Source organism: Corallococcus sp. AS-1-12 (assembly GCF_020036995.1).
Classification (GTDB): domain Bacteria; phylum Myxococcota; class Myxococcia; order Myxococcales; family Myxococcaceae; genus Corallococcus.
The window spans coordinates 14,266-28,101 of the sequence record NZ_JAIQDD010000022.1 but is presented as its reverse complement, the minus strand read 5'-3'; the positions used below and the strand labels follow the sequence as shown (position 1 = coordinate 28,101).

At 71.0% G+C, this 13,836-nt stretch carries 7 protein-coding genes; 2 read left to right on the top strand and 5 right to left on the bottom strand.

What is annotated here, in order from left to right:
* Positions 1-244 precede the first annotated feature (244 nt).
* A complete protein-coding gene (locus K8556_RS27765) occupies positions 245-976 on the top strand; it encodes a hypothetical protein (RefSeq protein WP_223743126.1) in 732 nt (243 codons plus the stop codon).
* On the top strand, positions 973-1,194 hold the full coding sequence (locus K8556_RS27760; protein WP_223743125.1) for a hypothetical protein: 222 nt from the start codon (positions 973-975) through the stop codon (positions 1,192-1,194). The genes K8556_RS27765 and K8556_RS27760 overlap by 4 nt, the downstream gene beginning before the upstream one ends.
* Position 1,195: 1 nt before the next feature.
* Here the strand turns inward: K8556_RS27760 and K8556_RS27755 are convergent, their stop codons facing one another.
* The 5 genes from K8556_RS27755 to K8556_RS39875 form a co-directional block, all read right to left on the bottom strand.
* Complete coding sequence (locus tag K8556_RS27755) at positions 1,196-2,779, bottom strand: hypothetical protein (protein WP_223743124.1); 1,584 nt, start codon at positions 2,777-2,779, stop codon at positions 1,196-1,198.
* A 286-nt stretch (positions 2,780-3,065) separates the two neighbouring features.
* Positions 3,066-4,583: an SUMF1/EgtB/PvdO family nonheme iron enzyme gene (locus K8556_RS39545; protein WP_304504011.1), complete on the bottom strand. Its 1,518-nt coding sequence runs from the start codon at positions 4,581-4,583 to the stop codon at positions 3,066-3,068.
* Complete coding sequence (locus K8556_RS27740; RefSeq protein WP_223743123.1) at positions 4,583-5,347, bottom strand: hypothetical protein; 765 nt, start codon at positions 5,345-5,347, stop codon at positions 4,583-4,585. Before K8556_RS27740 ends, K8556_RS39545 begins: the two co-directional genes overlap by 1 nt.
* Positions 5,348-5,364: 17 nt before the next feature.
* Complete coding sequence (locus tag K8556_RS27735; protein ID WP_223743122.1) at positions 5,365-5,892, bottom strand: hypothetical protein; 528 nt, start codon at positions 5,890-5,892, stop codon at positions 5,365-5,367.
* A 12-nt stretch (positions 5,893-5,904) separates the two neighbouring features.
* Complete coding sequence (locus K8556_RS39875; protein WP_223743121.1) at positions 5,905-13,752, bottom strand: hypothetical protein; 7,848 nt, start codon at positions 13,750-13,752, stop codon at positions 5,905-5,907.
* Positions 13,753-13,836 lie beyond the last annotated feature (84 nt).

The following is a 13,836-nucleotide window of genomic DNA, read 5'->3' as shown; positions in this document are numbered from 1 at the left end:
GGCCGGTGCACATTGAAGTGAAGACGTTGCTTCCTCCGCCGCGCGTCCAGGCACCGCCACGCCCCGAAGCACCGGATGAAGCACCCGCGTGGGAGGAAGCACTGGAGGACGAAATGGAACCCAGCGCACGGGCCTTCTTCGTGAACGGCCGTCGTCTCACGGCCAGGGACGCGGAAGCGCTTCGGCAAGCAGAGCAGCGACTGCGGCGCAGGATGAAAGGCCGCTCGCTGTGGAGGAGGCGAGGATGAGCGCACTCCCTCCAAGACAGCGATTGGGGCACCTGGTGCGCTCGCTCGCGAAATACCTCCCGGCCCAGCTCGACGGCCTGTTGGAGCACGCCCGGTTCAAGGATGGCGCGGAGGCGCTCCAACGACTGGCGGACCCGGCGCACGTGGACAAGGCCCTGGCGCGCATGTCGCCGGAGGAAGCCGGCTGGCTCGCGGACCTGCTCACCGAGCGCTGGTCCTGGATCGCCGGCGTCCAACTGGATCCCGAAGTGGCCATCGTCGTGCCAGAGGAACTCTGGGTCGGCGCGGAGGCCCTCCGCGTTCCGGTGTGGCTCGCGGCGGTGGGGCTGGATGAAGGATTCGAAGCCGTCTGGGAAGGCGCGGTCCTCCCGAGCCCCCCCGCGTCCACGGCCACGCTCCTGGCGAGGCCTCCACAAGGCAAGGCCCCCGAAGTCGCCCGGCTCCGCGCCCAGGTCCGCGCGAGTGTGAAGGGCCAGCGCTGCGTGCTCATCGCGCAGGCGCAGGTCGCGCTGAGGAGACCGGCGGTGGTGGTGAGCGACGATCGGCGCAGGCTGCTGGCCCAGGACCACTCGGGACGCCCGGCGGTGGGCTGCCGCCTGGAGATCGGCCCGGACGTTCACGTGACCGGCGCGGGGGGACTGGTGGAGCTGGAAGTCCCAGCCCCACCCGGTGTGCCACTCAAGCTGGAAGGCATCCCCGCCGGACGCATTCCCGGAGGCAATCCATGAAGACGATGACGCCCCAGACGCGGAAGACACCCGACCGCAAGCCCGCCATGAACAAGGCCATCGCGCCGTCGCAGCAGCCCAGGACGGACACCGCCAGGGCCCAACTGGGAGCCACGGCCAAGGGGCCCACGATGAAGGCCGCGGCCGGTGGCAGCTTCAAGGCGAAGAGCGCCCCCCGAGTCGCGGCGAATCCCAGCATCCGGATTCCGAAGAAGTAGCTCAGGGGACGGACATCATCCGGATGCCATGCTCGCGCACCAGCGTGGCCCGTGCCGCCTCGGAGACAGCCGTATCGCGCAGATCGATCTCACGAAGGAGGGGAAGCCGGTGGAGCGTGGGCATGCTTGCGTCCGTGACCTTCGTGCGCAGCAGGTACAACGTGAGCAGGGAGCGCGGGAGGTGCGCGAGCGCCTCGTCCCCGATGCGGGTGCCGGCGAGGCTCAACCAGGAGAGCTTCTCGAAGCCCGCGAGCATCCGCGCCCCGTCGTCGCTCATCCAGGTGCCTCCCAGGTCGAGCTTGACGAGGTGGGGGAGCGTCTGGAGCGGTTCCAGCCCCGAGCCGCTGATGGGGGTCCCCGAGACCTGGAGTGACTCCAGCTCCCGCAGCTCGGAGAGCTGGCCAAGCCCCAGGTCCGTGAGGAGCGTGCGGATGGCGCGGAGCGACTGGAGCTGGGAGAAGGTTCGAAGGGTGGCCACCCATCCGTCGTCGAAGCCCGTCCGGCTCAGATCCAGGTGCCGCAGGGCCATGCGCGAGCCGAGCTGCTTCAATGCCTCGGGGCCGATGCGCGTGGCGCTGAGGTCGAGCCGGGAGAGGCGCCCCAGGGGCTCCAGCGAGGCGAGCGACGCGTCCTCCAGCGCGAGGCCCGAGAGCCCGAGGCTCTCGAGCGACTGGTGGCCGGCCAGCGCGGAGAGGCCGCTCCCGGTGACGGCCGTGCGCGACAGCTCCAGGTCGCGCAACTGGTGGAGGCCCTGAAGGTGCCGCAGCGCCGCGTTCCCGATCCGGGTGTCGTCGAGATGGAGCACCTCCAGCCGAGTGAGCCCGGCAAGGTGACGAACCCCCGGCCCGCGGATGCGTGTCTTGCTGAGCACCAGCACCCGGAGCGCTGGCAAGCGCGCCACGTGGAGGAGCCCCGCATCCGTCACCCCGGTGCTTCCCAGGTGGAGCGCCTCCAGCATGCGCAGCCCTCCGAGGTGCGCCAGGCCTGCGTCCGAGACGGCTGTCCGCGCCAGGCCCAGCGAGCGCAGGGCCGGCATCCTCCTCAGGGCGTCGAGGCCTGCGTTCGTGACGTGGGTGCCGCTCATCACGAGCGTGTGCAAGCGGTCCCCAGGCAGGGACGCCAGGACCGTGTCATCGACCGTGGTGTCCGAGAGATCCAGCCACTCCAGCTCCGTCTGTGCCGCGAGCAGGCCGAGCCCCTTCGGACTCACCGCCGTGCCGCTGAGCGAGAGCCGGCGCAGCGTCGTCAGTGAAGCGAGGAGTGAAAGCCCCTGGTCCGACACCGCGGTGGCATCCAGCCGCAGGACGCTCAGGTGCGGCATTCCCTGGAGCGCGGCGAGCCCCGCGTCGGTGACCCGTGTGCCGTCGAGGTGCAGGGCCTGCAACCGCGCTGCGTTCTTCAAGGCGGTCAGGTGCTCATCGCCGAGCGCGGTATCGGAGAGATGCAGCGATACGACGGAGGAGCCCTCGACGAGGAGCGCGAGCAGGGTTGGGGCGGGGAGGCCTTTCTCCCCGAAGCAGAGACCGGGGACACGGTATTCGCGCAGCACGGCGGCCAGCGCCTGGGCCTGGTCCGCGGTCCTCACGGGCTCCAGAGGTTCGGCGCACCAGTCTCCGTCAGGAATTGGCTGGGACGCGGCCTCTCCCGCCGGCAGCAGCCCCCATGGGGACGACGTCCCGTCAGGCAGGAGCCGGTACACCTGGAAGGAGGGACGTGGCGGGGCCACGACCGTGGGAGCCGGAGGCGCGGTGGCACGGGGTAGGGGGGAGGGCGCGGAGGCGCAGCCCACCGCGAGCAGCAATCCCGCCAGTCGCAGCCAACTCCAACCGCCATCCATCATCCCAATCACTCCTTACCCGCTTCAGGGGTGCTCAAGGAGAGGACACCACCCACCGCACGGCCCCCACCGACTGCGCCCCCTCGCGACGAGAAGCACACACCGGCTGCTCCCGTCCCCCGCACAGCAATCCCTCTCGCGCCCACTGCGGAAGCGAAGTCACGAGCTTCTCCACGCCCCAGGGCGAAGCGCGAGTAGCACCGTCGTCCCGCATCGAATTGCCCCAGGGAAACAGCCGCCCGTCCGGCCCGCGAGCCGCCATCTCCCACTCCGCGCTGGAGGGCAGCCGCAGCGCCACGCCTTCTATGCGCGACAGCGCCGAGCACAGCTCCTCCGCCTCCACGAGGGTGCACGGCAGCGGCTCCTCCGCGTCCGGCCCGGCCGCACCCACCGGCCCCTGCGAAGCCGCCAACGCCCAGGCCGCCGCGGCCCGGCTCACGGGCACCCGCGCGACGAAGAACCCCGGCGACTTCACCCGCCGCAGCGTCGGCCCCGTCCCCAGCCAGTGCTCCACCGGAGGCACCCAGCGCGCCTCCAGCCCGGAGCGGCGCAGCCGGTACGTGCCGTCCCGTTCCACCAACGCTTCGGGCAGCCCCACCGGACGCGGCCCTGGATCCACCGGCGTCGTGAGCGCATGCAGCAGCAGCGTGGGATCGTCCCGCACCTCCGCGGGACCCGACAACGCGCGCAGCAGCGGCGCCATCCGCTCGCGCTTCGGTGAGCCCTCTGGAGGCAGCGGCCCGCCCGAAAGCACCTGGGCCACCAGGTCCCGCAGGTTCGAATAGAACAGCCGGTCCCTCGGGTCCGCGCCCTCCCGCTCCGACGTGGGCATCCGCGCCGAGCGCAGCGCCGGCAGCACCTCTCTCGCCTGGAGCCGGGCCGCCGCCATCACCGCCGTCACCCGCACCTCCGCGTCCGCGTCCACCAGCGCGGAGCGCAGCACCGCGTCGATGTCCGGGTTCGACGCCGCCTGATCATGGATGAGCCAGCGCAACACCTGCCGCCGCTGCTCCTCCCCCGGCAGGTGCGCGAACAGCACGGAGCGGTCCGGGTGCGCCTCCTTCTCCGCCTCCAGCCGCGCGAACGCCTCCGTCGTTCCGTCCGGCACCAGCGCCGCCAGCACGCGCTCCGCGGTCCGCGACACCCGGGACTCCGGATGGAACCGCAGCGCCGCCACCCGCTCCAAGGACGAGCGCTCCCGCAGCGTCTCCGTGGCCAGCAGCCCCAGCAACACCTCCCGCGTCTCCGACGACGCCAGCAGCGCCGCGAGCGACGGGGCCTCCAACACCGGCACCGCCGTGCGCACGGCCGCCCATTCCCGCACCGCCTCGGGTCCGGAGAACTCGAGCACCCGCAGCCGGAGCACGGGATTGAACGTGTAATGGAGCGCCGAGCCCGTCGCGCGCTTCACATACACCGCGGACTCCGGCTCGCCGGGGATGAGCGGAGGCGTCTGGCTTTCGGACTGGAGGAACCAGCCCAACGCCGACAGCACCCGGTCCATCGCCTCGAAGGAGACCTCCGGCCGCGCGACGAGGGCAGGGGAGTGCATCAGGCTGGCTTCACTCGCGCATGCAGTGACTCACCCACCCGCGCCACCGGCCGCCCCTCCAGGCCCGCGAAGTACGCGCGCGCCGCCCAGAAGAGGTCCTTCCACTCCAGCGTGCCCGCCGCCGTCTTCATGGGGAAGGCCTCCACGAATTCCTCCCAGGCCGGGCGCACGTCCTGGGCCGGGGCCTTCCGCAGCCGGGCCGTCGCCAGGTAGCGCACGAAGCCCTGGACGTTGAACCCGAAGGTCCGCCCCGGCGCGAAGTCCTCCGTCAGCGCCCCGCCGCCCACGAACCGCGCCGCCAGCTCCGGCGGCCCCAGCGCCAGCGCCACCAGTCCACACCGGTATGCCAGGTCCTCGTGCAGCGCCCGGCGCACCTTCATCAGCGCCTCCAGCCACGCCTCCACGGGGGCGCCCGCGAGCAATCCCTCCAGCACGCCCGCGCACTCCTGCGCGTTCACGAACGACAGGACGTTGATGACCTGCGCGGGCCGCAGGGAGTCGAACTCCCTCGCGACCTGCTGGAGCGCGGGCCCGGCCAGCCGCGACAGGGGCTCCGCCAGCGCCCGGCCCTCCGAGGGCTCGCACAGCACCAGCGCCATGCCGAGCGTGTTGCTCAGGGGCCCCGCCTCCCGCGCGGGGACGTTCACGTGCTTCAACGCGGAGGGCGTCAGGAGCGTCAGGGTCTCCTTCGCGTTCGCGCACTCACGGCCACCGGAGAAGAGCGCGCTCCAGGTGGTGGGGGTGTCGTCCGGTTGCTCCGCCATGCGTCCTCCTTCGCCCGTCATCGCTGCTTCTGCCGCTTCTCGAAGATCGCGAGGTGGCGCTCCCGCCGCTTGCGGTACACATCCTTGACGTGCTCCGCGGCCTGCCGCAACCGCTCGGGGAGCTCTCCGTTCTCCATCCGCGACTGGAGCTTGGGAAGGAAGCGCTGCACGGCCTGCACGCGCGGGCTCTTGCGCCGCGCCAGCCGCTGCGCGTTGTCCTCGGCCCACGCCGCGAAGTCCACGCCCTCCGCCAGCTCCACCAGCGTGTCGACGTCCTTCTCCGTCAGCGTGAACTCCTCCAGGTAGTCCTCCGGCTTCCCGTAGGCCTTGACCTCATCCGGAAAGCCCGCGGCGAGCAGCGCCAGCCCCTTGGCCTCGCCCTCGCCCAGCGCGCCAATGGTCTTGAGGGGCGTGTCGCAGAACGGGCACGCGTCCGGGTCCGGCACCAGTTCCGTGTCGCGCTTCGTGACCACCAGCTTCGAGTGCACGGTGAACTTCGAACCGCACACGTAGCAGGTGACTGTCCTGGACGGAGGACCACGCATGGCTTCTCTTCCTCATGGGGGCGGCCATCGCCCGGGGAGCAAGTCGATGAGACGGCGGCCAAAGGTCTCCGCGTCCACCTCGATGGGCTGTGAATAGTAGCGCGGGGCCGCGATGTGGTACGTGCCGCCGGAGCCGGGAAGGTTGCCCGCCCACAGTGCCGCGAGCGGATGCGCGCGGCGCTGGAGCGACAACTGATACGCCTGATAGGCCTGATAGTAGTGCCGGCTCTCGTGGACGATGGTGCCCACCGCCTCGCCCACCGTCAGCCCCTTCGCGATGACCAGCAGGCCCCGCTTCCGGTACGGCTTCAGCCGCCCGCCCCTCAGGCGCCGGAAGTTCCAGCTCATGTAGCCATAGTCCCCGCGCAGGCGCTTGAAGAGGACGTCCGGCCGCCGTGACTTCGGGATGCCCAGCGCCTCCATGGTGGCCTCCGCCGCCTCGCGCAGCGCCAGCTCCTTTTCCAGGGGAGGCAGCGCGTTGAAGCGCTTGGGCTCGAGTTCGGGAATCTGGACGAGCCGGTCGCGGATGTCGCGCAACTGCGCGCGCTCGAAGGGCTGGAACTTCCGCGTCCTCCACTGGAGGGACTCGGTGATGTCGAAGCCTCCCCAGCCCAGCACCTGGCCGCCCGCCAGACGTGTGCGGACCCGGTGGGTCTCATCCAGGCCCGTCACCGCGTCCACCACGTCCTCCGCGGAGGCCGTCTTGACGGGTGGGGGAGGCATGAACTTCTCGTCGATGCGGACGATGGTGCCCGCGACGTCGTCGGGGTTCAGCCCGCGCACCAGGGGCGGGCGTGGGCCCGGTTCGAGGCCGTACTTCGCGAACAGCCCGGCGCCGGGTTCGGCGCCGTTCACGGCCTCCTCCACCCGCTTGAGCGCCTGATCCGCGACGTCGAGGTTCTTCGACTTGAGGGCCGCCTTCAGGTCCGCCTGGAGCTGTTTGACGAGCGGCAGGTCCTCCGCGCCCGCCGGCAGGTGCTGGGTGAGCAGATCCAGCTCGCGCCAGGCGCTGGCCACCCGCTCGACGCGCGCGGACAGGGTGCTGGGCGGCATCTTCGTCATGGGGCCGATGCGCAGCTCGATCCTCACCCGCCACTCATCCAGGGCGGTCTTGATCGCCGCGACGTGCCTGGGGCCCAGCTTGTGGGCGCGCGTCCAGTTGGGATCGTCCAGCGCCTCGCGCAGCAGCTCGAAGTTGCGCGGCAGGCTCCCGCCGGTGGAGGTGAACTTGCGGAAGCGCGGCTCCTCCCTGCCCCCCTTGACCTCGATGATGTGGATGTCCGCCCGGGTGGGAGTGACGCCGTCGTCGAACTGGAACAGCAGCTCGTCGAAGCCGCTGTCCTGTTCTCCCTTGGGCTTGAAGGTGACGCGCTGGAACTCCTTGCCCGGCCCCAGCCGGTCGCCCAGGTTCTCCTCGGTCATCCGCAGGGAGGCGACCTTCTCCAGCTCGTTTCCCTCCCTCCGGATGAAGTCGCCGCGCGTCTCCCAGCGGTTGCCCGAGCGGGCGGAGAGGATCTCCTCGAAGAGGTGCTTCTCGCCGTTCGCCTGGGTCTTCTCGACCAGGCGGTAGTAGCGCCGCTCGTACACGCGGCGCTTCTTGTCGAACTTCAGCTCCTCCCAGGCCGGTCCCACCTGGGCCAGCGACTCCCCCGGCTTGAGCTTCTGGGTGGTGCGCTTGAGCAACTCCCCGGTCAGGGGCGTGCGCTCCGCCAGGCCCAGCCTCGGATCATCCAGGTCGGGACGCCGGAGGGAGTACGGGCCCACGTCCGGGTTCGGGTGGACGTGGGACGTCTGGGGCCAGACGCCCTCGGCCAGGGCCCCCGTGGGCGCCGCGGGTTCTCCGGTGGGCCTGGGCGCCTCCACCGTTGGCGGCTGGGTCGCGGGGAACATCTCCAACTGAGCGGGCGCCGGAACCTCTGGCTCCGGCGGCCTTCCCTCCGGAGCCAGCGGAGGCCCAGGCGGCTCCTTCTTGCTGAACAGCCGCGGCGGTTCGTTCAGGTACTGCGGCTTCGAGCGCACGCCCTGGCCGAACTCCGCCATCTCCACCGGAGTGAAGGCCTCCACCTCCTTCATCCGCTGGCGCAGGCTCTCCAGCGTCTTCTCGCCCTGCCGGATGCGGCGGGTCGCCTCCGCGGGCTCCAGGGTCACGCCGCGCTTGCCCTCCAGCGACGTGAGCAGCGACTCCTGCGCCGCGATCTCCAGGCGCAGCTTCTTGCGGTAGAGCTCGAACTGCTTCTCGATGGGCAACTGCTCCCAGTGCCGCAGCGCCGTTTCGTCCAGGGCCTTGACCAGGTCTTGCGTGGCCTTGTCGTGGCGCTGGAGCAGGTGCAGGCCCTCCTCGCCCAGCTCGGACAGGTCCGCGCCGGCCTTGACGACGATGGTGGGCCTGCCACGCCGGAACATCGTGACGGCCTGCGCGGACTTGCTGCCGGTGAGCGACTCGAAGTCGCCCTCGGAGAGCAGCTCGATGGGCGTGTTCGCGAAGGCCTTTCGCTGCGCGGGCGGGATGTGCTCCAGCAGCTCCTTGCGCATCGCGCGCTGGAGCTGCCTCCGGTCGAAGTCGCCCGACATCTGCTTGAGCAGGCCGTCGTCGAACTCGCGCAGGAACTCCTTCATGTTCCCGGCGGGGTTCTCCGCCTTCCACTTCCGGAAGAGGGTCAACCGCTCCTGCGGCGTGCCTCGGAAGTGGAGCAGGTCGCCGGTGCGCGGCGGTACGTGGGGCTTGGAGATGCCGCCCAGCGCGCCCAGGCCCCCGGCCAGCACCGCGCCCGGCGCCGCCTGCATCGCGGTGCCCGCCAGGACGTTGAGCAGGGCATTGCCGCCCTTGTAGTTCTCGTCGTTGAGGACGTTGCCCAGGAACGCGGAGGGCACGGACTGCGCCAGGCCTTCCGCGCCCTGGGCCAGGCCGTGCGCCGTCATCCGCGCCAGCACGCCGCCTTCCTCGGCCATGCGCGCCAGGAACCCCAGCTTGAGCAGCTTCGTGCCCATGCCGGCGGTGGCCACGGCGGCGAGCGCGTCCACGGCGCCCACGCCCGCGTCGGTGACGGCCTCCTCCCAGCCGTAGGCGCTGCCCTTCATGGCGGCCTTGGTCAGCATCGTCACGGCGGCCGTCGCCACCGCCGTGCCCACCAGCACCGGCGTGCTGGCCATGAACGCGCCGAACGCGGCCCAGAACCCCACGCCCGCGGGCGGGAAGAAGATGCTGACGACGACGCCGATGACGACCACCACCGCCATCACCACCGCGGAGAGGATGGTCACCAGCCGGTCGGTGATGAAGTCCACCTGCTCGCGGTGCATCTGCACCGCCTCGTCGGCGTACTCGCCCTGGCGCTGCACGCGCTCGGACTTCTTCTCCCAGTCGTCCTGCCACTTGCGCAGCCCGTCGGCGGTGTAGTCCTTGTCCCCGGGCTTGGGGCGCATCCGCTCGTGCAGCTCCAGCGCGCTCACCTCGGCGTCCAGCGCGGACGCCTGGTCCAGCACCAACTGGTACTCCGAGGACGCCATGCCGTTGGTGGAGCGCGCCTCGAAGTGCACCCGGCGCCAGGCCCGGTCCGCCTTCTCGCGGGGCGTGACGGGCTCGCCGTAGTCCACCATGTCGAGGATGTCGAAGGCCTCGCGTCCGCTCAGCTCCTCGTCGATGCGCGCGCGGAAGCGCTCGAAGGGCGTGCGCGTGTCGCCAGGGTCGGCGGGGTGGTCCTTGGCCCACTCCTCGGCGATGGCTTCAATCTCCGCCTTCGTCTTCCCGGCGAAGACCTCCTTGAGCGCGTCCTCGTCCGTGCCCGCGCCCTGCACGGCGTACTGAACGATCTCCGCGTCGGTGAGGTAGCCCTTCTTCAGCATCGCCGCGACGGCGTCCCGGTCCGCGCCGGACGTGTCCATCAGGACGGCCTGCTCGAAGCTCGCTTGAAGGGACGTGCCCTCCACGTAGGCGCTGTCGTACTCGGCCGCCAGCGCCTTCATGTTCGCCTGCGCGTCGGCCTGGGCCTGGGCCTTCGCCTTGCCGTCCACCTCCTTGCGTTCCTTCGCGATGCGGGCCTGGACCTTCTCCGGGCTCCACTTCTCCAGGAACTCCAGCTCGCTGATGCGGCCCTTGCGGCGGTCCTCCTCGGTGAGCGGGCCCTCGCTGGCGGGCTTGACCTTCGCCTCGTCCAGGGTGCGCTCGATGTCCATCCGCTCCTGGATGTCCAGGTAGCCGTCGCGGCGCGCGTCGGCGATCTGCCGCTTGCCCTGCGCGGACATGGCGGCGCGGATGACCTTGTCGTCCGCGTAGAAGATGCTGGTGTGCTCGATGCGGATGCGCGCGGCATCCACCTGGAGCCCCTTGTCGTCGCGCAGGCCCTCGATGAGCTTGAGGTCCGCGCCCTGCATCTCGTCGTGGAACGCGGCGCTGAGCGCGCTCTCCCCGGCGGTGCGCTCGGTCCAATCCGCGCCGTATTGCTTCTCATACGCCACGTCGATGGCCTGGTTGCGCTTGAGCAGCTCCGCGCGGAACGTCTTCGTGTCCCAGCCGTACTGCTGCGCGTCCGCCTCCGTCTCCTTGCGGATGCGGTCGTAGACGCCCTCCATGGCCTTGCGGTCGGTGCCCAGGCCGAAGAACCACCCGCCGCGCATGGCGCGGTCCATCTCGATGGCGCGCGCGTCCTCGGTGCGGCCCTCCACCAGGGCGTGCATCTCATCCGCGTCGTGCGTGGTGCGCGCGCCGCTGCGCAGCTCGTCGTCCATCTGGGCGACGAGGTCCTTGTCGTACTTCTGCTTGTAGGCCTTCTTGATGGCCTCGATCTGCTCCGGCGTCTTGCCGCGAAGCAGGTTGAAGATGGCGGCCTCGTCGGTGCCCCAGCCCAGCCCGAAGAAGGTGCCCTCCATGGCGTCGTTCAGCTCGACGGCGGCGGCCTTGGCGGCGTTGCCGGAGAGCAGCGCCTCCGCCTTGTCCCAGTCATGCGTGGTGGTGCTGAAGAAGTCGTCCAGCTCGCTCTTGAGCCGCTCGCGCAGGTCCTCGTCGTGCTCCTGCTTGTAGAGGAGTTCGATGTAGTGGCCCTGGAGCGGGTTGAGGTTGGCGAGCGCGTCGAAGATCTTCTTCTCGTCCGTGCCCCACTGGTCCACGCCCTCCCAGACCTTGAGGGTGATGTTGCGAGCGCGGTTGCTGAAGAGGGGCTCCTGCTGGTCGACGACGGTCTTGAGCCGCTCCAGGTCGGTGGACGCGAGCAGCTCCTTCTCCAGGGCCTCCAGGAGCGGCTTGCGCCGCTGGCCGATGATGCGCACGGCCAGGCCCTCCGCGAGCGCCTGCACCGGATCCTTGCCGTCCTTGCCGTAGTAGGAGAGCAGGATGGCCTTCTGCTCTTCGCTGAGGGCGTTGTTGCCCTTGATGGCCTCCGCGTCCAGCTCCTCGCCCTGGCGCAGGCGCACCTCCGCGAGGAACAGCATGTTCTGATCCAGCGACGTCTTGTTCTCCGCCGCCCGAGCGGCCTCCCACGCGCGGCTCTCGTCGTGGGCGGTGCCCAGCCAGTCGATGATCCACCCGAGCAGCCGGTCCCAGAAGCCGCGCTCGTAGCCGATCTGCTTCGCGTGCCAGTCGCGGATGACCTCCCGGGCCTCCCTGCCGGCGTCGCGCAGCTCCTGCTGGTAGCGCTCCACGCTCTTGTCGATGTCGCGCTTCGCCTTCGCGACGACGGCGCCAAGCTCCTTGCGGCGGTCGTCCAGCCACTTCTTGGTGGGGCGGTACGCCTCCGTGGCGGCCTTGAGCTTCACCGGATCATCGCCGGCGTCCTTCTTGAGCTCCCACTCGTCCTGGAGGGCGGCGAGCTCGTAGGCGTGCATCTGGTCGCTCGCGGCCCTGGCGAAGGCCTCCTTGAAGCGCTTGCCGTTCTGGTCGTACCGGACGACCCAACTGCTCACCTTGGTGTCGACGGCGGCGATGAGCGCGTCGCGCTTGCGCCGGGCCTCGGTCAGGTCGACGCCGCCCTTGATGGCGGCGGCCTTGGCCTCGGACTGCGCGTCGAGCGAGGCGCGCATCCGCGACAGGGAATCGGCGAAGGATTTGCCGCTCTCCTCCAGGCTCTGCTTCGCCTCCTCATGGGCCTTGCTGAGCGAGCCGGTGGTGGCGGCGTGCGAGTCCACCAACTGCTTGCGGCGGGCCTCCACCTTCGCGTCCAGGTCCTGCTTCTTGATCTGCGCGGCGTCCGCGACGCGCTGGAGCTCCGCGGCGAAGAGGGGGCGCTCGGCGGTGACGAGCGCGATGCCCCAGGATGCATCCAGGCCGCCCGGGACATAGGCCTCGCGGGCCTTCTGGACGGACGCGTCGGCGTACTTGTCCGGAGCGGCGAGCAGCCGCGCCAGCACGTCGCCAATGTCCACGCGAGCGAAGTCGGGGACCTGGATGGGCGCGGGGGCGGCCTGTTCAATGACGGTGATGCCCTTCGCCGGTTCCTTGGGCTGGACCTTCGCCTTCTTCTGTTTGTCCGCGGCGGCGGTGATCTTCTTCTGGAGGAGCGTCCAGCCCTTGAGCTTCTCCGGGTCCGTGGGCTTGGGGCCGCCGGGTTGGTAGACGATGTCGCCGAGCGGGCCCTTGATGAGCATGTGCCCGCCGTCGTCGCGCATGAGCTGCGCGCCAATCTCCGGCACGTGGCCCAGCGGGCTCTTCTGCAGGTCGGGGAGCCTGGCGTTCGTGACCTCCAGCTTCCGGCCGCACTTCGAATCCACCAGCGAGGAGGCCTTGCCGGTGGGGTCGTCCGGGATGGCCGGAAGGTCCTTCGGTTGCTTCGCCGGGGTGATGGCCTTCTTGCCCTCGTCCTCCAGTTGCTTGAGGCGCGCGGCGCGGACCGCGTTGGGGTCCACGGCGGCCTGGGTGATCTTGAACGTGTAGCGGGGCGCCGGAGGCAGCCGCGGCTCCGGGACCCGCGCCGTGCTGCCGGCGACGCGGCCCTTCCATGCGGTGACTGGATCCGCGTCCGTGGCCACCGCCGGAGCGGAGGGGATGGGCCCCGCCGCGACAGGGGCTGCCGGAGCAGGAGGCGGAGCGGGAAGGCGGGCAGGGGGCTCCGCCGCCGCGACGGCGCCCGTTGGATCCGGAGCGGCTTCGAGCCCCTGCTGGATGCCCTGGACGCCCTGCGCATGGGCCCAGGCCAGCGGCTTCTGCGAGTCCATCACGGCCGGAGGCGCGGGCACCGTGGGGCGCGCTTCGGGGAGGCCCGTGTCGACCGTGGCGTCCGTCTGGATGGGAGGAGGCTTCCGGGGGCCCGCGCCAGGGGGCGCCTGACGGACGACGATGCGGACCTCGACCTGGCTCGACAGGGCGGACATCCGCGTGTCGATGCGCGCGGCGTCGTCCATGCCGCCGGGAGCGGTCCCCTCGGGGATGGACGCAGGCGCGGGAGCTTGCTCCGGCGTTGCCATCTCACCGCCCGCGCTGGGCGCATCGACGGTGGCCGTCGCAAGGTCATCGGGCGCGGGGGAGGTGCTGCCCCCGAGTCCCGCCGCCTCCGACTCCTCCGTGCCCGTGGGCGGGGCGAGGTCGGAAGCACGGGCCTCGGCGAGCCGCGCGGCGGTGTCTCCGAGCTGTTCAGCGGAGCCCGGAGGCAGGACGGCCATGCGCGCCGCATCACGCCGCCGGGCGTCCTCCTCCTGCTGCGCGAGGGTCGCGGGCTGGGACGCGCCCGCCGCCTGCGCGAGCCCGGTGTTCGACGGGGGCGCGAGCCCGTGGATGCCCAGCTCCGCCTCGACGGCACCGGGCGTGGAGAGCAGCGCGACCTCTGGCGGGTGGACCGGGCAGGGCTCGAAGAGGTGCGAGCGCGGACCGCCCAGCGTCCGCCACGCCGGGTCGCTCCAGCGGCGCTCCAGGTCACGCGCGGCATCGCGAAGCACGGGCCCATGGAGGGCAGGGGCCGCGCCCTTCAGTGACGCGAGCCGTGCCGCCAGCTCCCGTGCGGGAGTGGACGAGGACGGGCC